Genomic DNA, 20,959 nt, shown 5'->3' on the forward strand with positions numbered 1-20,959 from the left:
ACATGGCTATAAAAAAGAAAGGTCACTTCGGAAACAGCTTATCCGCTGAATTCCAGAAGTGACCTTTTCTTTTAGCAAGTGCCTATACAACATCTCAAAAATGAATTTAAATCGGCTTTTCCAAAGAAATGCGCCCCATCTTGCCAGCCCTAAGCTCACGAAGTATGATCAAAGAAGCTTTGTCCAAGTCTACTTTGCCTCCACTAACGATCGCTCCACGCTTGCGTCCGATGGCTTCCATCACTTTGACAACTTCATTCACATTATCTAAATCTTCAGGAAGCTCAGTGATAGCAAAGCGCTCCTGCAACCCAGTTCCATAATGCTGAACCATGTACTTAATGACATACAAAGCGATTTCATCCAAATGTAAAAGCTCTTCTTTAATCGCTCCTGTTGCTGCCAATCGCATACCAACATCCTGATCTTCGAATTTCGGCCACAAAATTCCGGGAGTATCGAGCAGATCCATCTCTGTACCTACCTTAATCCATTGCTGACCCTTGGTTACACCTGGTTTATCCCCCGTTGCAGCAATTTTCTTGCCGGCCAACTGATTAATCAACGTCGATTTACCGACGTTTGGAATGCCTACAATAAGCGCTCTAACTGCGCGGGGATTGATCCCTTTACGCAGTTGACTCTCAATTTATGGGCCCATAATTGCTTTACTCTCGGCAAATTTCTTTCACATGAGTCCCCGTGAAAGCATCAATCGGCAAAGCCGGAAGACCTTGCTCGGCAAAATATCGAACCCATTCCGCTGTGACCTGCGGATCGGCCAAATCATTCTTATTCAGCAGCACCAAGCGCGGCTTGTCTTTTAAAATTTCATCTACCATCGGGTTCCGGCTGGAGAGTGGTATGCGGGCATCCAAGAGCTCAATGACAACATCAATCAGCTTAAGCTTTTCCTCGATTTGTCTTCGTGCCTTGGTCATGTGACCGGGAAACCATTGAATGGTCATTCTTCTTCACCTCAAACATGTATGAAACTAATTTTACTCACTGGCCAGAAGATCACTTCTGCGCGACCAACGATTTTGTTGAAGGGAACGAACCCGACACTTTTGGAACGGCTATCTTTGGAGTTTGGACGGTTGTCGCCCATCGCAAAAACTTCACCGTCAGGAATCTTCGTTTCAGGGAAATCGGACAACGTGTTATAAGCATGTCCTTCTTTGTTAGCTTGCTCAATCGCCGCTTGAATAAAAGACTGATCAATTTCTTGACCATTGATGAACACTTTATCTCCTGTTACTTTCACAGTCTCGCCTGGCAAACCAATCACACGCTTGATGTAATCTTTCCCTTCCGGGGCGTGGAATACGATAACTTCGCCGCGTTTCGGCGAGCGGATATCGTAAAGAATTTTGTTCACGATAAGACGTTCACCCGTTGAAAAGTTAGGACGCATGGAATCCCCGTCAACAATAAACGGTGAAAATAAAAACCAGCGAATAACAATCACAAGGATACCTGCGATAACTAAGGCTTTAATCCATTCCCACGTTTCACTTTTCTTTTCTTTAGCAGGTACATCTCCGGCTGTAGCTACCGGTTCTAAATAAGGCTGTTCTTGATCTTTGTGTTCCATCACTGATTGCCTCTTTTCCAGTTTTGGTTATATGTCTATTATGTACCATGAAAACGAAAAGGAGACTTGCCTGAACAAGCCCCCCGTTTTTCTTATCGAATTTCTTTAATTCTTGCTGCTTTACCACGAAGACCACGCAGATAATAAAGTTTCGCACGACGAACTTTACCACGGCGAGCCACTTCGATCTTCTCAATTTTCGGAGAATGGAATGGGAAAGTTCTTTCCACACCCACACCGTAAGAAATTTTACGAACTGTAAACGTTTCGCTGATTCCACCGCCGTGGCGTTTAATAACAACACCTTCGAACAGCTGAATACGCTCACGTGTACCCTCGATAACTTTTACGTGTACTTTAAGTGTGTCTCCTGGACGGAAATTAGGAATATCCGTACGGAGTTGCTCTTTCGTAATCTCTTGAATAAGATTCATAGTTGACTCCCTCCTTCCACACAGGTGTTCATTCCGCCTATCTACGAGTATGTCTAAGTTGTTATGCGTAGAGGACCACCAGACTCAAACAATTTTAAAAATTCACAACAGAATATATACTATCATATATTGATATGGTTTGGCAAGAAAATATATCCGTCTTGGCCCAGTTATTTATTTTCACTTTGATTTCGCTGTTTTTTCAATTGATTCCATTCGACTACCCAAGCCTTTTCCTCTTTGGAAAGCTCTCTTTCCTTAAGCAAATCCGGTCGGCGATCCAGTGTTCGAAACAGGGACTCCTTGCGGCGCCAGCGTTTTACATTTTCATGATGCCCAGACAGCAAGGTCTCCGGTACTTCCCAATCCCTAAACTTAGCCGGTCTCGTGTAATGCGGGTATTCAAGCAGACCTGTAGAGAAAGAATCCGTCACTGCCGACATTTCATTACCCAACACACCAGGCAACAGACGCACCACACTGTCGATCACGACCATTGCAGGCAATTCCCCGCCTGTTAATACGTAATCTCCGATGGAAAGCTCATCTGTCACGAGAAACTGTCTGATCCGCTCATCATACCCTTCATAATGACCGCAAATAAACACAAGATGCTGCTCTGAGGACAATTCCTCTGCTTTTTTCTGCGTGAAAGGTGCTCCTTGCGGACACATCAGAATCACTCTTGGCTTAACAGGCTCTTGCTCCGCATTTTGATGAACAGGCAAGTCTTCAACGGCAGCGAAAATCGGTTCAGGCTTGAGAACCATCCCACCACCACCGCCGTACGGATAATCGTCCACCGTATTATGCTTATTATTCGAATAATCGCGAAAATTAACCGTATGGAGGGAAACAATCCCCTTATCGCGAGCTTTACCTAAAATGCTGGAAGAGAACACCCCATCGAACATTTCCGGAAACAGGGTTAGTACATCAATTCTCATTCCATTAACCCTTCCATGAGATGAATACGGATCGTTTTGCTGGCTATATCCACATTCAAAATGACATCATCGATGACAGGCAAGAGCAATTGCTTTCCTTTCGGCAAAGAAACAACCCACACATCATTAGCTCCTGGCGTCAGAACCTCAGAAACAAGTCCAAGCTCTTGGTCTTCCTCTGTAACAACCTTGCAGCCAATAATTTCGTGGTAGTAATATTCTCCTTCTTCAAGCGGCTGCTGAGCGTTCGACTCGATTTTAACAAGTGAGCCTTTGAATTTCTCAACCTCATTAATATGATTGAACTGCTTAAATTGAATGACGAACATATTTTTATGTAAGCGGGACGTTTGCACGGTCACCGGCGTTTGCTTATTTTGAGAATCTACGATGATCAATGTGTTCCCTATATCGAAGCGTTCGGGAAAATCCGTTTCCGGAATAATTTTCAACTCGCCACGAATGCCGTGCGTATTCACAATTTTGCCTACGGTAACCAGTTTTTCGCTCATACTCGCTTTGTCCAACCTCCACATTTGAATGCCTTCATAAACATATACAAGAAAAAGGCTAGGAACTAATTCCTAACCCATTTTCTTATGAAACGATTTCAACTGCTACTCGCTTCGTTTCTTTCACTGCTGCTGACGTGACAACCGTGCGGAGCGACTTCGCAATCTTGCCCTGCTTTCCAATCACTTTACCGACATCATCGGGATGAACAGAAAGCCTGTACTCAATCTTGTCATCTTTCTCCACAACAGCAACACGCACTTCTTCCGGATGATCAACAAGAGCCTTAGCAATTACGGTGATAAGATCCTTCATGAACCCACCCTCCGAAGATAACAGATTACTTCTGTAATTTCAGCTCGTGAAACTTAGTCATAAGACCTGCTTTACTGAACAGACTGCGAACTGTATCGGACGGTTGTGCCCCAGTTTGAAGCCATTTCAGCGCTTTCTCCTCATCAAGAGTTACAGCTGCTGGTTCTGCAATCGGGTTATAAGTACCGATTTCTTCGATAAAACGACCGTCACGCGGGGAACGGGAATCCGAAACCACCACACGGTAGAAAGGAGCTTTATGAGCGCCTACACGTTTAAGACGAATACGTACTGCCATGAAAAATCACCTCCTACTTAGAATAAAAACACGTATTTAAAAGGGGAATTTAAATCCCTTGCCTAACTTCTTCATGCCTTTGGCACCTTTAGGTCCCATCATGCCGGAGAACTGTTTCATCATCTTGCGCATATCATCAAACTGCTTAATGAAGCGGTTGACTTCTTGCACTGAGTTGCCGCTGCCTAACGCAATCCGTTTGCGGCGGTTTGCATTGAGAAGTTCTGGTTTACGCTTCTCTTCGGTGGTCATTGACTTCACAATGGCCTCAACGCGCGCCATCTGTTTATCGTCGACCTTCATATCCTTCATGCCTTTAATCTTGTTTGCACCTGGCAGCATGTCTAGAATTTGATCCAGTGGACCCATTTTCTTCACTTGCTCCATTTGATCGAGGAAATCTTCAAAGGTGAATTCGGCGTTGCGCATTTTGCGCTCCATCTCTTTCGCCTTGTCCATGTCGATCCCGGCTTGCGCCTTCTCAATCAGCGTAAGCATGTCACCCATGCCCAAAATTCTTGAAGCCATACGGTCTGGGAAGAATGCTTCCAGCGCATCCATCTTTTCGCCGCTTGCCACGAACTTAATCGGACAGCCTGTCACTGCTTTCACGGATAACGCGGCACCGCCGCGGGTATCCCCATCCAGCTTGGTGAGCACAACGCCGGTAAGTTCAAGCTGCTGATGAAAGCTTTCAGCTACATTCACAGCATCTTGCCCTGTCATGGCATCAACAACGAGCAAAATTTCATCAGGTTCTACGACAGAACGGACATTTTTTAGCTCGTCCATAAGGTTTTCATCGATGTGCAAACGTCCTGCAGTATCGATAATGACATAATCATTGCCATTATCTTTGGCATGTTGAAGTCCCGCTTTGGCGATCTCAACAGGGTTGACTTGATCCCCCATGGCGAATACAGGAACGTTCAATTGCTCACCCAGCACCTGCAGCTGCTTAATCGCAGCCGGACGATAAATGTCACAGGCAACGAGAAGCGGACGGTGATTTTGCTTTTGCAGCATTTTCGCCAACTTACCTGAGGTCGTTGTCTTACCCGCCCCTTGTAAACCAGCCATCATAATGACTGTCGGAGGACGATTAGAACGTGCAAGCTTGCTTTGTGTCCCACCCATCAATGCTGTTAGCTCTTTGTTTACAATATCAATAACAACCATGCCTGGCGTAAAGGACTTCAGCACATCTTGACCGATGGCTTGTTCTTTCACTTTGGCAATGAAATCCTTGACAACTTTAAAGTTAACGTCCGCTTCGAGCAGCGCCAATCGAACTTCGCGAAGCGCTTCGCCTACATCCTCTTCCGTCAGCTTACCTTTGCTTCTCAGCTTGCCAAAACGTTCTGCAATCGGTTTGCCAATCCTTCAAATGCCATGCGCTTCACCTCCTACGTCTGTTTCAATCGATCCCTACTATTGTATCAAAAAGTTCTGTCGTTTTCCTCTTTAGCTCTGGTTCGCAATGATCCAATGCCTGAATCAATTCGACACGAAGCTTCAACCGTTGTTCATGTTTATGTAAAAGATGCAGCTTGCTTTCATAATCCTCAAGCATTTGTTCAGCCCGTTTAATATGCTCATAAACCGCTTGGCGGCTAATTTCGAAGTTCTCAGCAATTTCTCCCAATGAATAATCATCATGAAAATACAATCGAAGAAATGTTTGTTGCTTCTCTGTCAGCATAGGTTCATAGAAATCAAATAGCAGGTTAATCCGATTCGTCTTTTCCAGCATTTGATCAACAGACATCATTGCCACCTCCGTAAAGGTTGAACGCTTGACAGCAGCACAACAGAACCTATCATACTGAATTCCAAGAGTAATGTCAAGCATTTAACCTTGTCAGTATGGAATGAAAAAAAATCCTGCCCACCGTCTATAGGTTGACAAGATTTTTTCATACAAAAAGCATAGCAATTAGTTGCCTATCTCTTCTTTTTGCTCATTCATCCATTTGCCAAAGAGCGCATGCACGAACTGTTCGGAATCAAACGGCTGCAAATCGTCCATCTTCTCGCCAAGCCCTACAAACTTCACCGGCAAAGAAAGCTCTTGCCGTATAGCTACGACGATACCACCCTTGGCTGTGCCATCCAGTTTGGACAACACCAGACCCGTCAATCCGGTTTTGTCACCGAAAAGCTTGGCTTGACTCAAGGCATTTTGGCCTGTCGTCGCATCTAAGACAAGAATAACTTCATGAGGAGCATCCGGCACTTCGCGTTGGATAACGCGATAAATCTTGTTCAGCTCTTCCATTAAATTGACTTTGTTTTGCAAACGCCCTGCCGTATCGCACAGCAAGATATCGACACCACGAGTTTTCGCAGCCTGGACGGCATCGAACATGACTGCGGCAGGATCAGCACCCGATTGCTGCTTGATCACATCAACACCGACACGTTCCCCCCAAGTTTCCAACTGCTCAATAGCACCGGCACGAAACGTGTCGCCGGCAGCCATTAATACCTTTTTGCCTTGAGATTTGAACATATGAGCCATTTTGCCAATCGTTGTCGTTTTCCCTACACCATTGACCCCTACAAATAAAATGACGGACAGACCATTCGGGTTCAGCTTCAATCCTGCGTCCGCATCGCCTTTCAGAAGCTCAATCAATTTCTCCGAAAGAATTGGCTGGAGTTCACCCGGATTTTCTATTTTGCGCTTCTTTACCTCTGCACGCAGCTCGTCAATCAGCTTCAATACCGTATTCACACCAACATCGGCACCGATAAGAATTTCCTCTAACTCTTCATAGAAATCCTCATCAATTTTCTTGCGCCGGCTGAATAAATCGTCAACGCGATCTACGAAAGCGTCTCTCGTTTTGGAAAGTCCTTCTTTAAACTTATTCGTAACCGCCTCTGCCTTACTAGAAATACTATCTTTCAATCGTTTAAAAAAACTCATAGTTCCTCCTAAAGGATTGCCTTGGCAAATCTGTCATCGTAACATCATCTTGCTGTCCATTTCTCATCGCTTGCTCATTGTTAAGCAGATACTTCCGATTCTTCATCCTCCAAGCGGACTGAGACCAGCTTAGATACCCCGCCCTCTTGCATCGTGACTCCGTATAGAACGTCCGCTTCCTCCATCGTACCTTTGCGATGAGTAACTACGATAAACTGCGTCATTTCAGAGAATTCACGCAAATACTCGGCGAAACGGGACACGTTGGCTTCATCCAGAGCCGCTTCCACTTCATCCAACACACAAAATGGTACAGGCTTCACACGAATAATTGAAAATAAGAGCGCTATGGCAGTCAAGGCACGCTCCCCACCGGAAAGCAGCTGCAGATTTTGCAGCTTTTTGCCTGGCGGCTGAGCAACGATCTCAATGCCTGTATCCAACAAATTATCAGGCTCGGAAAGAATTAAATCCGCACGTCCGCCGCCGAACAGCTTAGCAAATACTACGCCAAAATGCGAACGAATGGCGTCAAACGTTGTCTTGAAGCGCTTGGACATTTCAATGTCCATTTCCCTTATTACTTGATAAAGCGTTGTTTTGGCTTCGATCAAATCATTTTTTTGAGCATCCAAAAACTCATAACGCTCGGAAACCCTAGCATACTCTTCAATCGCACCAAGATTCACCTCACCTAGAGAAGTGATCTCGCGTTTTAATTCCCGCACACGATTCTGAGTACCCACAATATCCTCTGGAACGGGATAACGTTCTTTGGCCAGTTCATAGCTAAGCTCATATTCCTCGCCCAGCTTCTTAAGCAGGTTCTCCAGCTCTACATCCAAACGGTTCACACGAACTTCTGTTTGATGCAGATTCTCTTCTACCTGTTTGAGCTGCAATCGTTGAGCTCTTGTATCATTCTCTTCTTTGTCTAGCTTATGTAGCCAATCCGTTCGTTCAGCACGCTTATAGTCAATGCTTTCTGTGCATTCCTGCTTTTTGAGCTTTAGCTCGTTCAGCAGCTCCACTTGCAGAACAGTTTCCTGTTGGAGAGCTTCCATATCCTGCTCCAACTGCTCAAGCATCGAACGGTTCATCGCCATTTCGCGTTCCGCTTCGCTAAGATCCTGCTGCAAGCGGCGCTGCTGATCTTGAAGTGACTGCTTCTCCTGCGAGATGGAAGCGACCTTGACTTTTAAATCCGTCAGTTGGCCTTGCAGCTCTTCTTTCTCTGATTCGCTTGCTTTGCGTGAGTGCTCAGCATCGCGAATGGCTTGCTGCAACGAGGCTTCTTCTTCTTGAAGCTGCGCCAAAGCTTGTTCAGATTCCGTACGCTTCCGGCCAAAATCCGCCTGTTCTTCCAGCAGCGACCCTCGATCCTGTCGATCCAGCGTGAGCTGATCCTCCACCGTGCGGCTTTCTGACTCTAACGGATTCAATTCCGCGCGAATTTGTTGCTCTTCGATTCGTTTCTGCTCGCTTAACTGGCGAAGTTTTTCGATCGTCATCATATCATCTGTAATCTCGCGCTTCATAACGCTTGATTGGCTTCGCAATCCACTAAGCTGCTGTTCTGAACTTTTAATTTCCTCGTCCAGCTCTTCAATTTGACGCTGACGTCCCAATAGATTAGTTGTTTTCTTCTGTAAACTACCCCCGGTCATCGAACCCCCTGGGTTAACAACGTCACCTTCCAGTGTAACAACGCGGTAGCGATATTGGGCTTTAGCCGCGATATGATTGGCCTCTTCTAAACTTGTTGCCACAACGACATTGCCAAGCAAACTAGAAAAAATATTGTGATAAGTAGCATCGAACGAAACCAGATCAACCGCTAGTCCGACAAAACCTTTAGCTGATTTCAAGGATTGAAGCTCATTGTCAGATATGGATCGGCCGCGGATAACATTCATTGGCAAGAACGTAGCGCGTCCCATTTGACGGCGCTTCAAGAAGCCAATAGCCTCACGTCCGTCTGCCTCTGTCTCAACGACGATATTTTGCAAGGCTCCGCCAAGCGCAGTTTCTATGGCGATTTCCACCTCAGCAGGCACCTTGACGAGCTCTGCAACTGCGCCGCGAATACCGCGCAAATCTTTACGGCTTTTCGCTTTAAGAACTTCTTTAACACCCTGCATGAAGCCATCATAATCATTGGCCATCTCTTTCATGGTATCGCGCCTAGAAGTTAAAGCGTCCAGCTTCTGCTCCCATTTGCGGACCATCCCTTGCGCTTCGTCCAACAAGCCTTGCCTTGATTTCAAGCTTTGAGATAATTCAGCGTATTGCTGGCGTATGTCTTCAATTTCTCTCACCGTATCATCCAGCTTGGTTGTTAACTCTTGCTTGCGCAGCACAATCTTTTCACGCTGCTCTGCCCACTTCTGACGCTCTTCATCCAGTCTTTCCAAACGTCGACTAATGCTTTCCGTTTGCTGCTCGGCGTATCTAATTTCATTACGCGCATGAGACATGCGATTAAGCGTCTCTAGCAGTTCGGTTTTCAATTGGTCCTCGGGGGAAGAGCTGATTCCGCCATTTACCCCAAGCAGGCGCTGCTCCTCGGCATTCAATTTTGCCTGAAATTCAAACAATTGAGCGCCGATTTGGATGATTTTATCGCGCTGCTCACTGAGTTCAGCTTCTTTGTCCAAATTGCGCTGTTCTTGCGAAGTGATCGTCGTGCTTAGCTGCTGATGGTTGGCGATATAGTTCTTTTTACGCTCTTTGAGCACTTCGCCGTGCCCTTCGCATTTCTCGAATTCTTCACTTAACTGCAGCAAGCTTTCTTGCAGCTTCTCCAGTTCTTCCTCCAGCCTGCGTGTTTCCCAACGATGCTTTTCCATATGAGCATCGTGTTGATTGACAATTGTCGATAGTTCCGTCTGTTCTTTCACTAGCTTCTCCAGTTTCTGAGTAGCTTCATTCCATGACAGATAGATTTGATCGATCTGATGCACATACATCGCAATTTCACTGCTTTTCAGTATTTCCCGTAGCTCTTTATAACGAATCGCTTTCTCCGATTGCTCGCGAAGCGGTTCAATTTGATCCTCTAGCTCGGAAACCAAGTCATGAATACGAAGCAAATTTTGCTCCGTATCGCCTAATTTCCTCTCTGCTTCACGCTTTCGAGATTTATATTTAACAATCCCCGAAGCCTCTTCAAAGATCCCTCGGCGATCTTCTGATTTCGTACTTAAAATCTCTTCAATCCGTCCTTGTCCAATAATGGAATAGGCTTCTTTCCCTATGCCTGTATCCATGAACAGTTCGGTTATATCTTTTAGGCGGCAGGGTTGTTTATTAATTAAATACTCACTTTCCCCACTCCGATGCACTCTACGCGTAACCGTGACTTCATTAAAGTCAAGCGGAAGCGCTTGAGAGCTGTTGTCGAGTGTCAAGGAGACTTCCCCGTAATTGACCGCTCGGCGTGCATCACTACCCGCAAAAATAACGTCTTCCATTTTTCCGCCGCGCAAAGACTTTGCACTTTGCTCACCAAGCACCCAGCGAATACCGTCCGATATGTTACTTTTGCCGCTGCCGTTAGGACCTACAACCGCGGTGATACCGCGCACAAATTCCAGCTCCGTCCGATCCGCGAAAGACTTAAACCCGGATAATTCAATCCGTTTCAAAAACATGGTCTCACCTCAAAAATTATTGTAACATATCCCTTATAAAAATAAGAGAAGAAAACAAAAAAGGCAGCCGCAGCCGCCTCTTCTAGCCATATCCATTACCGCTGTACCGTTACGTTTAACTTCGATAACGCACCAGCCGCAGCTTGTTGTTCCGCTTCTTTCTTGGAACGTCCAACTCCTGTGCCCAGAAGGGTCGTATCCATGTGAACCTCAGCAACAAATTCTCGTTCATGCGCAGGACCGCGCTCATTCACGATACGATATTCCAGCGAGCCCATGCTGTGATGTTGGATATGTTCTTGCAAATGCGTCTTATAGTCAATGACCAGCAGCTTGCCTTCGCTAGAAATCTTGGCAAACACGTGCGTTTCCAGAAATCCTTTGACAACCTCCAGGCCTTGGTCTAAATAGAGCGCACCAACGAATGACTCGAACACATCGGCAAGCAAAGCCGGGCGTGAACGCCCGCCAGTCAGTTCTTCTCCCTTGCCTAATAAAACAAATCCCCCGAAGTCCAAAGCCTCTGCAAATGTAACGAGTGACGGCTCACAAACAATAGATGCTCTAAGCTTGGTCAACTCGCCTTCCGTCCGACCTGGATAAGAATCATATAAAAATTCCGAAACCGTCAGTTCGAGCACGGCATCTCCAAGAAACTCCAAACGTTCATTATCTTTATGTCCGGCGATTCGATGTTCATTCACATACGAGGAGTGGGTAAAAGCTTGCTTCAACAGCTCCGATTTCCGAAAAGTAATCCCGATTCGTTGCTGTAATTGTTTAATATCTTGGTTCATTGCCTCGATTCACCACCCAGAGAGAATGATATTACGTTATCTTTCTTCGTAGGAAGGCAATTTATGCTTCAAACCTTTTCAAGATAATTGTCGCGTTATGTCCCCCGAAGCCAAACGAGTTGGACATCGCGATGTCCACCTTCGCTTCACGAGCTGTGTTCGGTACATAATCCAAATCACACTCAGGGTCCTGATTGACTAGATTAATTGTCGGCGCAATCAGATTATTAGAAATGGTCAAACCGCAGATTACAGCCTCCACGCCTCCAGCAGCGCCAAGTAAATGCCCTGTCATAGATTTTGTCGAGCTCACGGCTACGTTATAAGCATGATCGCCTAGCGCTTTCTTGATGGCTATGGTTTCAGAACGGTCGCCTACCGGTGTAGAAGTACCGTGCGCATTGATATAAGAAATGGATTCGGGCGCAATACCCGCATCTTTAATCGCTTTGGTCATACAACGCGCAGCGCCATCCGGATCTGGATCGGTCATATGGTAAGCGTCACCGCTCATCCCGTAACCAATCACTTCCGCATAAATACGCGCTCCCCGCTTTTGCGCATGCTCCATCGATTCTAAAATCAAGACACCGGCGCCTTCTCCCATGACAAAGCCGTCGCGATCCGTATCAAACGGACGGCTAGCCAAGTGAGGCTCCTCATTACGCGTTGACATGGCACGCAGCGCACAGAAACCAGCAACACCTATAGGTGTAATGGTCGCCTCTGCACCACCACAAATCATAACGTCGGCATCGCCGCGTTGAATCATTTTGAAGGAATCTCCGATGGAGTGTGTGCCTGTTGCACAAGCGGTAACCGCCGTCGAGTTCGGTCCCTTAGCGCCGGTAACCATCGAAATATGACCGGATGCCATATTGGCGATCATCATCGGAATGAAGAAAGGTGATACGCGCTTGGGTCCTTTTTCCAAAAGAATCCGATGCTGTTCTTCCCATGTGTTCAAACCGCCGATTCCTGAACCGACAGAAACGCCCACACGCTCAGGATCTGTGTCTTCCTTCACGTCCAGGTTTGCATCTTTGAGAGCGTTAAGCGCACCCGCAACAGCGAACTGTACGAAACGGTCCATACGTCGCGATTCTTTGCGGTCTACATAATTCTCAATTTGAAAACCTTTCACTTCAGCAGCAATGCGTGTTGGGTATTCGCTTACATCGAAATTTTCGATTAAACTAACGCCGGACTGACCGGTTGTCAAATTGCCCCAAAATGTTTCTAAATCTTGACCAAGGGCAGTAACTACGCCCATACCTGTAATTACGACTCTGTTCATGTTTACCACCTTCTATGTAGGAAAGCTTTGTTTTTTTATTACGCGAAAAATGGAGAGAAGTCCCGTCTTAATGGAGAACGGGACTTGGTAGACTATTACGTATGAGATTTTATGTAATTCGTAACTTCTCCTACAGTCGTAATCTTCTCAGCATCTTCATCGGAAATTTCTAAATCGAACTCATCTTCTAATTCCATTACTAATTCAACTACATCGAGAGAATCAGCACCTAGATCTTCTTTGAAAGATGCTTCGAGGGTGACTTCAGCTTCATCAACCCCTAGACGATCGACTACAATTCGTTTAACACGATCCAATACGTCGGACATCCGGTTCACCTCCTCTTTGGTATTATACGAGAATCTTTCGCAGATTGCCAGTAGGCAATTTAGAGATTCTCATTCTGTGCCAATTACATGTACATGCCGCCGTCTACATGGAGGGTTTGGCCTGTCATGTAAGAAGCGTCTTCGGATGCCAGGAAACGAACAACCTTTGCGATTTCCTCCGGTTGACCAAGGCGCTCCAGTGGGATTTGCTTCAACATATGTTCTCGCATCTCGGCCGACAGCTTGTCGGTCATATCGGTTTCAATAAAACCTGGCGCCACTGCATTCACAGTAATGCCTCGAGAAGAAAGTTCTTTCGCAGTCGCTTTGGTTAACCCAATAACGCCTGCTTTTGCTGCCACATAGTTGGCTTGACCGGGATTGCCGATCACGCCTACTACGGAAGATATGTTAATAATTCGACCGAAACGCTGCTTCATCATCGGGCGGGTAACGGCTTTCACACAGTTAAACACGCCTTTCAGATTCGTAGCGATGACTTGATCGAACTCGTCTTCCTTCATTCGCATGATTAAATTGTCTCTCGTGATACCAGCATTATTCACAAGAATATCAATTCTACCAAAAATTTCGAGCGTTTGCTTAACTAAATCATCCGCTTCTTGAAAACTGCTTACATCTGCCCGAAGTTTGGTGGCTTTGCGGCCCATCGCTTCGATTTGTGCTACAACTTCCTCAGCAGCAGCTTCGCTGCCCGCATAGTTGACCACGACATCAGCACCAGATTCAGCCAAGTGCAGAGCAATGGCTCGTCCAATACCACGAGATGCACCCGTAACCAGCGCTACTTTACCCGTTAGCATGATCATGCACCTCCTGCACATACTTCTCCAAAGCTTCCAGGCTGCCGATAGATACGGTTTTCACCGTTCTATCCACCTTCTTGATCAGTCCGGCGAGAACAGTCCCTGAGCCAAGCTCAATGAACGTATCGACGCCTTGGCCGATTAAGTAAGTGACGGTATCCTCCCACAGAACCGGAGAATACACTTGCTCTACAAGCAGCCCGCGAATATCGCTGGGCTGTGTGACGGGACGAGCCGTTACATTGGCCACAACGGGCATGGCTGCATCGCTCATCTCAACGGACGCGAGCACCTCAGCGAGGCGTTCGGAGGCCGGCTTCATGAGCGAAGAGTGAAAAGGCCCGCTCACTTCGAGCGGAATCGCCCGCTTCGCGCCTGCTTCCTTGCAGCGTTCAACCATTGCTGCAACGCCTTCTTTACTGCCCGACACGACAATCTGTCCCGGGCAGTTCACATTGGCGAGCTCCACGACGGAGCCGCCGGCCGTAATCGCCGTGCACAGCTCCGCAAGCGCTTCGCGCTCGGCTCCCAGCACGGCCGCCATAGCACCTAGGCCGCCAGGGACGGCCTGTTCCATGAACTCGCCGCGGGCGCGCACAGTGCGGACCGCGTCCTCGAAACCGAGCACGCCGGCCGCGACTAGCGCGCTGTATTCGCCCAGACTATGTCCAGCGACATAGTCTGGCGTAAGCCCCGCAGCCTTGAAAGCCTCCAGACAAGCGATGCTTGTTGTCAGCAGCGCAGGCTGCGTGTGGTACGTGACCTTCAATTGGTCTTCAGGTCCTTGAAAAATAAGCTCTGACAAAGAAAAGCCTAAAGCTTCGTCAGCACGGTCGAAATACGCTTTGGCAGCGGGATGATTCGTATACAAATCTTGTCCCATACCTAAGGTCTGCGAACCCTGACCCGGAAAAACAAAAGCAATTTTACTCATACGAGAAAAGGTTCCCCTTCCAAGATAAATTTACACCTTATTGTTCAAATCTACCAGATTAGTGCAGCAGCGCCCCATGTGAGACCCCCGCCGAAACCAACCAGGATCAAGCGATCACCTTCCGACAATCGACCTTGCTCCGCGGCCTCAGCCAGTGCCACCGGAATCGAGGCTGCAGACATATTGCCGTACTTGTCCAAGTTGACCATGCATTTATCTTCCGTTAAGTCCAAACGATTTAAGGAGGCTTGAATTATTCTCATATTAGCTTGGTGAGGTACGAGCAAATCGATGTCGGTTTTCTCCCAACCTGCTTTGCGCAGGGCTTCGTCGGCGGCATTTCCCATGATCCGGACTGCGAACTTAAACACCTCGGCTCCGGCCATGTAGATATAATGCAAACGTTGTTCAATGGATGTCGGTGACACGGGATTACGTGATCCGCCACCCTCCAATTTCAGCAGTGGGCCTCCTGAACCGTCAGCACCGAGCTCAAATGATTTGAAACCTCGCTCTTCTGGCACTTCACCGATAACAACAGCACCCGCACCATCGCCAAAAAGAATGCAGGTGTTGCGGTCCGTGTAGTCTGTAATCTTGGACAAGCAGTCCGCACCGATCACAAGCGCGTATTTATATGTCCCTGTGGCAATGAAATTCGAAGCATTGGCCAGTCCATAGACAAACCCTGAACAAGCGGCAGACAGATCAAAAGCGGCCGCCTTCTTCGCCCCCAGCTTCTCCTGCAGTACGCAGGCTGTTGACGGGAAAGACATGTCTGGCGTAACTGTGGCCACAATAATTAAATCCAGCTGATCTGCCGTAATACCAGCGCCGGACAAAGCGATGAGGGACGCTTCATAGCAAAGATCGGATGTGGCTTGTTCGGGTGCCGCGATTCTTCTCTCGCGTATGCCTGTTCGGGATACAATCCATTCATCGTTGGTTTCTACCATGGTTTCCAACTCTTGATTCGTTAAAATGCGCTCTGGCACATACTTGCCTGTTCCGAGTACCCCAACTGGGATTAGGTTCATGTTGATATCTCTCTCTTCCCGTGACTAATTTCCGTAGATATGGTACCTACCAAATCCTTCTGAAGTGCTATTCTGGCTTGTCGCACAGCATTCTTAATGGCATTGGCATCCGAAGATCCGTGGCTTTTCAGCACTAAACCATCAATACCTAGAAATGGCGCAGCGCCATGCTCGTTATGATCAAATTTTTTGCGAAATTGGGTAAGTCCCGGTTTTAATACAGCTGCCGCAAGTTTGGTGAAAATGGATTTGGTGAATTCTTGCTTCAGCGCTGAGAAAATGGCCGACGCAGCGCCTTCCACTGACTTCAGCATAATATTCCCGGCAAATCCATCACATACGATCACATCGCACTTGGCGCGCAGTATTTGAGAGGACTCAACGTTGCCTACAAAATGTATAGGGGCTTGTTCCATTAAAGGATATGCCGCTTTGGTTAATTCATTCCCTTTGGTCGCCTCGGTTCCAACATTCAATAATCCGACACGAGGTTTCGCAATGCCATGAACTTTGGAACGATAGATGCTGCCCATAATGGCATATTGGATCAATTGCTCCGGAGTTGCATCCATATTTGCTCCCAAATCAAGAGCGAGAACACCGCTTCCATCCATCGTTGGAATCATAGGCGCGAGAGCTGGCCGCTCAATGCCCGGAATTCTGCCAACAACGAGCAGTCCCGTCGTCATCAAAGCTCCGGTATTGCCAGCGGAAATCATGGCTTCCGCTTCCTTCTCCCGTACGAGTCTTCCTGCGACGACCATTGAAGCGTCTTTTTTCCGGCGTACCGCTTTAACGGGTTCGTCCTCGGCTTCAATCACCTCTTCGGCGTGATGGATACTTAGATTCGCCGGTCTCTCTGTGAGGTGGGCTTCAATCGCAGCGGTATTGCCTACCAGAATGATGTGTACATCTTTCCATTCTTTGGCCGCTGCAACTGCACCTTCCACTACGATCTTAGGGGCATGATCGCCGCCCATTGCATCAATCGCGATCCGCATGCAGCTTATCCTCCCTATCTTGATGTTGCTCTTTCTTCGAATGGAAGATCACAAAATCACCTCGAAAAACCGTTTCATCGCCAACATATGAAAACACCTCGACTCTTGCTTTCCCTTTAGATACGGAACGCACGTAGGCTTTGGCGATACACTTCTCTCCAAGCTTTACAGAACGAACAAAGCGGATGTCTGCAGAAGCTGTCAAGGCTATCGGATCGTCGATGACGGCAACCGCCAGGGAGTTCGCTTGCGAGAATATATGATGACCTCTTGCAATTTTGGTTCTTGAGAAAATATGATCTTCTTTAATTTCAAAGATCGAAATACCGCTATGATCCAGCTGTAAATCGATCACTTCTCCAATAATTTCATCCATCGGCAGCGAGCGCACTTGATCGTACGTTTTGACCGCCATATGTTTCATCCGTTCCCGCAGCTCGGGAATGCCGAGTTCCAACCGATCTAGGCGGACCGTTTGGATACTGACTCCAAAAGTTCGCATCAGTTCCTCGTCCGTCATAAAAGGATTGGCATCAATCGCTTGAAGCAACTGCTGCTGCCTTTGTCGTTTAGGAAGGCGTTCGATGGCGAGCACCACCTTATCTCGTGAGATCTCATCTTATTACCAGATACTAAACTGTAGTATATTAAATTTAGAACCAAAAAGAAAGCAAAAAAATAGCACCTCACACTAGGATGAAGTACTATGTTTAATCTTATGCTTTTACGATCTCTCTACCTTTGTAAGTTCCGCAAGACTTGCACACACGGTGTGCTAGCTTCAGTTCTCCACATTGTTCACATTTCACCATGCCTGGAACTTCCAATTTAAAGTGAGTACGGCGCTTGTCGCGACGAGTTTTGGACGTTCTTCTCTGAGGTACTGCCATATTCAAAACACCTCCTTATACGAATTTCGGGCGTTGCCTTAATCTTTGTTAAAAAAGTCCGCGAGACCTGCAAGTCTAGGATCAATCTTATCCAACTTACAGCCGCAATCCGTTAGATTACGATTTTCTCCGCACACTGGACAGAGACCTTTGCACGCTTCGTCACAAAGTGGTATGTACGGTAAACCGACCACTACAATTTCTTCCACGTAAGGCTCTAAATCGACTTTATCTCCAACAACCAGATGAATGTCCTCGTCAATCTCTTCGACGTTTTCTTCTGGCTTCTGCATGAAGACTTCCTTGAAAGGAAGCTCGATTGTTTGGTTTGTGTGCGATAAGCATCGTGAACAAATTAACTCCAAGTCTAGCGTTAACGAACCGTTAACTTTTACCGCTCCTGCTTCATGCTCAGCATGAAGATCGACATGTACGGGTCCATAACGAATGATATCTTGATTTCCTTCAAAAGGAACGGTCAAATTCATATCTTCAGTCAAATGAACCGGTTGTCCTTTAAGAGACAGCTCTCTAAAACGAATTTGCATGTTTTTTCACCCCAAACAAACAAAGATTATTATATCCAGTTTGCTTACCTTTTGTCAATTATAAATCTATTTATTTTATAGCTGCTTGCTTATTTAGGTGGTAAAGACGCTAGAAATTTAAGCGCATCTTCCATTGTGCCGATTTCAATAATTTTCATCTTCGACTTAATTTGATTGGCTCGCTGGACGGCAGTGGAGTAATTATCAACTTTTGTGCCGTCGGGATAGGTAACATCCTTAGGCGCAAAGAAATACTCGGCCTTCTGTTTATCCGCGGCGATAATTTTATGTTGAATGCCTCCAATCGGACCTACCGTGCCGTCCGGCTCTATCGTTCCAGTCCCTGCAATCCGGTAGCCTTTGGTTATATCCTCCGGAACAAGCTGATTATAGATCTCCAAAGAAAACATCAACCCTGCTGACGGTCCGCCAATCTCACCTGCTTTGATCGACACCTGTTGATCGTCCCGGTCGGCTTTAATGGCCTGCATATCGGCTGGAACAACACCAATACCTACACGCTCACTTTTGTCTGCCTCCTGCTGCGGAAGTACACCTAACGTCAAGGTAGCGTTCTGGACAACATCTTTTCTCTTAAAGGTAATCGGGATTGAATCTCCGGCTTTTTGGCCTTTGATGGCGTTTTTTAAATCTTGCGCCGCCTTCACTTCTTTATCCGCAATCTTCAAGAGCACATCGCCTGGCTTGAGCACTTTTTCTCCTGCTAAGCCGGGTAGGGTTTGGAGCACGATAACACCTTCATGATTGATATGAAAAGGTATTTTGGCCGCGCTATAAGCCGCTTGAATGGCACTAGCCTGTGAAGTCAGCATGACATACTCTTGGCGCTGCGAATATTCTTGTTCGGACTCACCTTTGCGAAAAACACTCGTTTTGGGCTGAATTTCCTCATACGGATGTACGAGACCGATCAAATAATTGACTACGTTTGCATCGGCCACTCGGACTGTCGTTAGCATTAACGCGCCTTTTTCTACATCTGAGCCTTTGGGAATCGTTACCATGGGCTTAATTTCTTCTGCCGTTCCGGGCATGAAAATAAAATAAGGAAGCTGTACAAAAAACAACAAATAAATAATGACAACCCCGACAATCGCCGAAATTAAATAGCGTCTGCCCGCTGAGCTTTTGGGATATCGATATGAATCATTTGACCATGTACGTATTGTACTCTCTTCTTCGTTGCCCATTACAGGTTCTCCCTCCTGATGTCCTTTAAACGGTAAGTCTGTCCCTCCGACGTAGGTAAGCTTGGTCTAAACCTGCATCCTCGCGCGTACAAATGAAGCATATTTAAGTATGAGGTGATACGATGCAGCCTATGAAGGCAAGATCCAATTCTAAACTCACTACGTTGCTGCTAGGGTCTTTGGCTGCCCTTGTTGTAGTGTCCATCATTTTATTCCCTGATAAAGCCTTTCAATCCTCGCTTGAGGGGCTTACGATTTGGTGGAAGCTTGTATTTCCGGCTTTGATGCCTTTTCTCATGATGACTGAGCTGTTAATTGGTTTTGGTGTTATTCAAGGGACAGGCCCACTGCTCGAACCGCTCATGCGGGTACTGTTCCGGCTTCCAGGCGTAAGCGGATGGGCATTGGCATCCGGCTTAATTGTAGGGTTTCCAACTGGCGCCAAAATTACTGCTTCCCTCAGGGAAAAAGCTCTCATTTCACGTGAAGATACGGAACGATTAACCGCCCTGTCTCATCTTTGCAGCCCCATATTCATGGTTCTGGTCGTAGGCGTCGGCTTCCTGCACAGCGCCAGACTAGGCGTGCTGCTTGCTGTCATCCATTACTTATCCGCTATCGTAACGGGCCTTTTACTGAGAAATAAAAAAGAATCAACACAACTTGAAGAAGCCTCAATGGAGCCTTCTTCCACATCGACAAGAGATCATGATCGAATTGCCGGTTCCATCTGGAAAATCGCTCTGTCTACCATGCAGCGAGCTTATTTGCATGATGGACGTGCCTTCGGCAAACTGCTTGGTGACGCCGTCACCTCATCTGTTCAAACCTTGATGCTGATTGGCGGGTACATGATGATCTTCTCCGTACTCATTAATGTTGTGAATATCACTCACTTCACCGACAGTTTGCGCTCTGTCACCCATTTCGTACTCGGTTTGATGAATATCCAAGCCAATACTTCGCTTCAATGGGTTCCAGGTCTTCTTGAAATACACTTAGGCGCCTACGCGGTTAGCCAAACACAATCCCTCTCCCTACTCCCACAAATAGCGCTATTCAGCGCATTTCTAGGTTGGGGGGCTTATCTGCTCATGCGCAAGTCGTTAGCTTTCATCACAAAACTGACTCGCGTTATATCTCTTTCTTCGTACATCGAGCTTTACATGCCTTGCTTGCTTCTTGCTTTACTTTTCTGCTTTGGAAACCGCTTGGACGGTTTTTCGTGGACACAGAGCCCAGTTTTCTTTGGCTGGATACAGTAACGAACGAGAATACGTCAACAATCTTCCCATTGAACGGCCAATCGGCATGGGGCCTATGGGGACCAATGCTGATGCAATTCCTTCTTTTGCTTACTTTTATGCTGATTATTTCATTCTGTATACGAACTTTTAGA

The 20,959-nt window shown here is 46.7% G+C and carries 21 protein-coding genes and 2 pseudogenes; 1 reads left to right on the forward strand and 22 read right to left on the reverse strand.

What is annotated here, in order from left to right; genetic code table 11:
- Positions 1–106: 106 nt before the first annotated feature.
- From ylqF to FU659_RS22780, 22 genes and pseudogenes are all read right to left on the reverse strand, one after another.
- Positions 107–968 (reverse strand): annotated as a pseudogene (ylqF, locus tag FU659_RS22675) (ribosome biogenesis GTPase YlqF).
- Between the two features lie 11 nt (positions 969–979).
- The gene (gene lepB / locus FU659_RS22680; RefSeq protein WP_147949637.1) at positions 980–1,597 is read right to left on the reverse strand and encodes a signal peptidase I; all 618 of its coding nucleotides are present in this window, start codon (positions 1,595–1,597) and stop codon (positions 980–982) included.
- A gap of 92 nt (positions 1,598–1,689) precedes the next feature.
- Positions 1,690–2,031, reverse strand: coding sequence for a 50S ribosomal protein L19 (rplS, locus tag FU659_RS22685; RefSeq protein WP_127458434.1), 342 nt, complete (start codon positions 2,029–2,031; stop codon positions 1,690–1,692).
- A gap of 170 nt (positions 2,032–2,201) precedes the next feature.
- On the reverse strand, positions 2,202–2,978 hold the full coding sequence (gene trmD, locus FU659_RS22690; RefSeq protein ID WP_147949638.1) for a tRNA (guanosine(37)-N1)-methyltransferase TrmD: 777 nt from the start codon (positions 2,976–2,978) through the stop codon (positions 2,202–2,204).
- Positions 2,975–3,490, reverse strand: coding sequence for a ribosome maturation factor RimM (rimM, locus tag FU659_RS22695; RefSeq protein ID WP_147949668.1), 516 nt, complete (start codon positions 3,488–3,490; stop codon positions 2,975–2,977). Before rimM ends, trmD begins: the two co-directional genes overlap by 4 nt.
- Positions 3,491–3,575: 85 nt before the next feature.
- Positions 3,576–3,806 carry a KH domain-containing protein gene (locus tag FU659_RS22700; RefSeq protein ID WP_047672782.1) on the reverse strand — a complete coding sequence of 77 codons (231 nt, stop codon included), beginning with the start codon at positions 3,804–3,806 and terminating at the stop codon, positions 3,576–3,578.
- 25 nt (positions 3,807–3,831) lie between these two features.
- The gene (rpsP, locus tag FU659_RS22705; RefSeq protein WP_029195333.1) at positions 3,832–4,104 is read right to left on the reverse strand and encodes a 30S ribosomal protein S16; all 273 of its coding nucleotides are present in this window, start codon (positions 4,102–4,104) and stop codon (positions 3,832–3,834) included.
- Positions 4,105–4,140: 36 nt separating this feature from the next.
- A pseudogene (gene ffh, locus FU659_RS22710) lies at positions 4,141–5,498 on the reverse strand (signal recognition particle protein).
- Positions 5,499–5,521: 23 nt separating this feature from the next.
- Positions 5,522–5,872 (reverse strand): putative DNA-binding protein, encoded by a 351-nt coding sequence (locus FU659_RS22715; protein WP_147949669.1) that lies wholly within the window; start codon positions 5,870–5,872, stop codon positions 5,522–5,524.
- A 168-nt stretch (positions 5,873–6,040) separates the two neighbouring features.
- The gene (ftsY, locus tag FU659_RS22720) at positions 6,041–7,036 is read right to left on the reverse strand and encodes a signal recognition particle-docking protein FtsY (protein ID WP_147949639.1); all 996 of its coding nucleotides are present in this window, start codon (positions 7,034–7,036) and stop codon (positions 6,041–6,043) included.
- Positions 7,037–7,116: 80 nt separating this feature from the next.
- Complete coding sequence (gene smc / locus FU659_RS22725) at positions 7,117–10,689, reverse strand: chromosome segregation protein SMC (RefSeq protein ID WP_147949640.1); 3,573 nt, start codon at positions 10,687–10,689, stop codon at positions 7,117–7,119.
- 95 nt (positions 10,690–10,784) lie between these two features.
- The gene (rnc, locus tag FU659_RS22730) at positions 10,785–11,486 is read right to left on the reverse strand and encodes a ribonuclease III (RefSeq protein WP_147949641.1); all 702 of its coding nucleotides are present in this window, start codon (positions 11,484–11,486) and stop codon (positions 10,785–10,787) included.
- Positions 11,487–11,547: 61 nt separating this feature from the next.
- On the reverse strand, positions 11,548–12,783 hold the full coding sequence (gene fabF, locus FU659_RS22735; RefSeq protein ID WP_147949642.1) for a beta-ketoacyl-ACP synthase II: 1,236 nt from the start codon (positions 12,781–12,783) through the stop codon (positions 11,548–11,550).
- A 95-nt stretch (positions 12,784–12,878) separates the two neighbouring features.
- Complete coding sequence (gene acpP / locus FU659_RS22740) at positions 12,879–13,112, reverse strand: acyl carrier protein (RefSeq protein WP_028558238.1); 234 nt, start codon at positions 13,110–13,112, stop codon at positions 12,879–12,881.
- 83 nt (positions 13,113–13,195) lie between these two features.
- Complete coding sequence (gene fabG, locus FU659_RS22745) at positions 13,196–13,936, reverse strand: 3-oxoacyl-[acyl-carrier-protein] reductase (protein ID WP_147949643.1); 741 nt, start codon at positions 13,934–13,936, stop codon at positions 13,196–13,198.
- Positions 13,923–14,873, reverse strand: a complete 951-nt coding sequence (gene fabD, locus FU659_RS22750) for an ACP S-malonyltransferase (RefSeq protein ID WP_147949644.1) — start codon at positions 14,871–14,873, stop codon at positions 13,923–13,925. The genes fabG and fabD overlap by 14 nt, the downstream gene beginning before the upstream one ends.
- 50 nt (positions 14,874–14,923) lie before the next feature.
- Positions 14,924–15,910 carry a beta-ketoacyl-ACP synthase III gene (locus FU659_RS22755; RefSeq protein WP_147949645.1) on the reverse strand — a complete coding sequence of 329 codons (987 nt, stop codon included), beginning with the start codon at positions 15,908–15,910 and terminating at the stop codon, positions 14,924–14,926.
- Positions 15,907–16,911: a phosphate acyltransferase PlsX gene (plsX, locus tag FU659_RS22760; protein ID WP_147949646.1), complete on the reverse strand. Its 1,005-nt coding sequence runs from the start codon at positions 16,909–16,911 to the stop codon at positions 15,907–15,909. The genes FU659_RS22755 and plsX overlap by 4 nt, the downstream gene beginning before the upstream one ends.
- On the reverse strand, positions 16,895–17,509 hold the full coding sequence (gene fapR, locus FU659_RS22765; protein ID WP_187274321.1) for a transcription factor FapR: 615 nt from the start codon (positions 17,507–17,509) through the stop codon (positions 16,895–16,897). Before fapR ends, plsX begins: the two co-directional genes overlap by 17 nt.
- A 118-nt stretch (positions 17,510–17,627) precedes the next feature.
- Positions 17,628–17,801 carry a 50S ribosomal protein L32 gene (rpmF, locus tag FU659_RS22770; RefSeq protein ID WP_029195321.1) on the reverse strand — a complete coding sequence of 58 codons (174 nt, stop codon included), beginning with the start codon at positions 17,799–17,801 and terminating at the stop codon, positions 17,628–17,630.
- A gap of 38 nt (positions 17,802–17,839) precedes the next feature.
- Positions 17,840–18,349, reverse strand: a complete 510-nt coding sequence (locus FU659_RS22775; RefSeq protein WP_147949648.1) for a YceD family protein — start codon at positions 18,347–18,349, stop codon at positions 17,840–17,842.
- 89 nt (positions 18,350–18,438) lie between these two features.
- A complete protein-coding gene (locus tag FU659_RS22780) occupies positions 18,439–19,560 on the reverse strand; it encodes a SepM family pheromone-processing serine protease (protein ID WP_147949649.1) in 1,122 nt (373 codons plus the stop codon).
- A gap of 122 nt (positions 19,561–19,682) precedes the next feature.
- On the opposite strand from FU659_RS22780, the gene FU659_RS22785 reads away from it, so the two are divergent.
- Entirely contained in the window at positions 19,683–20,825 is a 1,143-nt protein-coding gene (locus tag FU659_RS22785; RefSeq protein ID WP_147949650.1) for a nucleoside recognition domain-containing protein, read from the forward strand.
- Positions 20,826–20,959: the final 134 nt, after the last annotated feature.

Origin of the sequence: Paenibacillus sp. N3.4 (assembly GCF_008017805.1) — a bacterium.
Taxonomy (GTDB): Bacteria; Bacillota; Bacilli; order Paenibacillales; family NBRC-103111; genus Paenibacillus_E.

What these genes read in the sequence shown, in the direction of transcription:
- fabD (WP_147949644.1), bottom strand. Translation starts at nt 14,873, where the DNA reads ATGAGTAAAATTGCTTTTGTTTTTCCGGGTCAGGGTTCGCAGACCTTA.
- trmD (WP_147949638.1), bottom strand. Translation starts at nt 2,978, where the DNA reads ATGAGAATTGATGTACTAACCCTGTTTCCGGAAATGTTCGATGGGGTG.
- lepB (WP_147949637.1), bottom strand. Translation starts at nt 1,597, where the DNA reads ATGGAACACAAAGATCAAGAACAGCCTTATTTAGAACCGGTAGCTACA.
- rimM (WP_147949668.1), bottom strand. Translation starts at nt 3,490, where the DNA reads ATGAGCGAAAAACTGGTTACCGTAGGCAAAATTGTGAATACGCACGGC.
- FU659_RS22785 (WP_147949650.1), top strand. Translation starts at nt 19,683, where the DNA reads ATGCAGCCTATGAAGGCAAGATCCAATTCTAAACTCACTACGTTGCTG.
- fabG (WP_147949643.1), bottom strand. Translation starts at nt 13,936, where the DNA reads ATGCTAACGGGTAAAGTAGCGCTGGTTACGGGTGCATCTCGTGGTATT.
- smc (WP_147949640.1), bottom strand. Translation starts at nt 10,689, where the DNA reads ATGTTTTTGAAACGGATTGAATTATCCGGGTTTAAGTCTTTCGCGGAT.
- rnc (WP_147949641.1), bottom strand. Translation starts at nt 11,486, where the DNA reads ATGAACCAAGATATTAAACAATTACAGCAACGAATCGGGATTACTTTT.
- FU659_RS22780 (WP_147949649.1), bottom strand. Translation starts at nt 19,560, where the DNA reads ATGGGCAACGAAGAAGAGAGTACAATACGTACATGGTCAAATGATTCA.
- ftsY (WP_147949639.1), bottom strand. Translation starts at nt 7,036, where the DNA reads ATGAGTTTTTTTAAACGATTGAAAGATAGTATTTCTAGTAAGGCAGAG.
- rpsP (WP_029195333.1), bottom strand. Translation starts at nt 4,104, where the DNA reads ATGGCAGTACGTATTCGTCTTAAACGTGTAGGCGCTCATAAAGCTCCT.
- FU659_RS22700 (WP_047672782.1), bottom strand. Translation starts at nt 3,806, where the DNA reads ATGAAGGATCTTATCACCGTAATTGCTAAGGCTCTTGTTGATCATCCG.
- FU659_RS22715 (WP_147949669.1), bottom strand. Translation starts at nt 5,872, where the DNA reads ATGTCTGTTGATCAAATGCTGGAAAAGACGAATCGGATTAACCTGCTA.
- FU659_RS22755 (WP_147949645.1), bottom strand. Translation starts at nt 15,910, where the DNA reads ATGAACCTAATCCCAGTTGGGGTACTCGGAACAGGCAAGTATGTGCCA.
- fabF (WP_147949642.1), bottom strand. Translation starts at nt 12,783, where the DNA reads ATGAACAGAGTCGTAATTACAGGTATGGGCGTAGTTACTGCCCTTGGT.
- rpmF (WP_029195321.1), bottom strand. Translation starts at nt 17,801, where the DNA reads ATGGCAGTACCTCAGAGAAGAACGTCCAAAACTCGTCGCGACAAGCGC.
- plsX (WP_147949646.1), bottom strand. Translation starts at nt 16,911, where the DNA reads ATGCGGATCGCGATTGATGCAATGGGCGGCGATCATGCCCCTAAGATC.
- acpP (WP_028558238.1), bottom strand. Translation starts at nt 13,112, where the DNA reads ATGTCCGACGTATTGGATCGTGTTAAACGAATTGTAGTCGATCGTCTA.
- FU659_RS22775 (WP_147949648.1), bottom strand. Translation starts at nt 18,349, where the DNA reads ATGCAAATTCGTTTTAGAGAGCTGTCTCTTAAAGGACAACCGGTTCAT.
- rplS (WP_127458434.1), bottom strand. Translation starts at nt 2,031, where the DNA reads ATGAATCTTATTCAAGAGATTACGAAAGAGCAACTCCGTACGGATATT.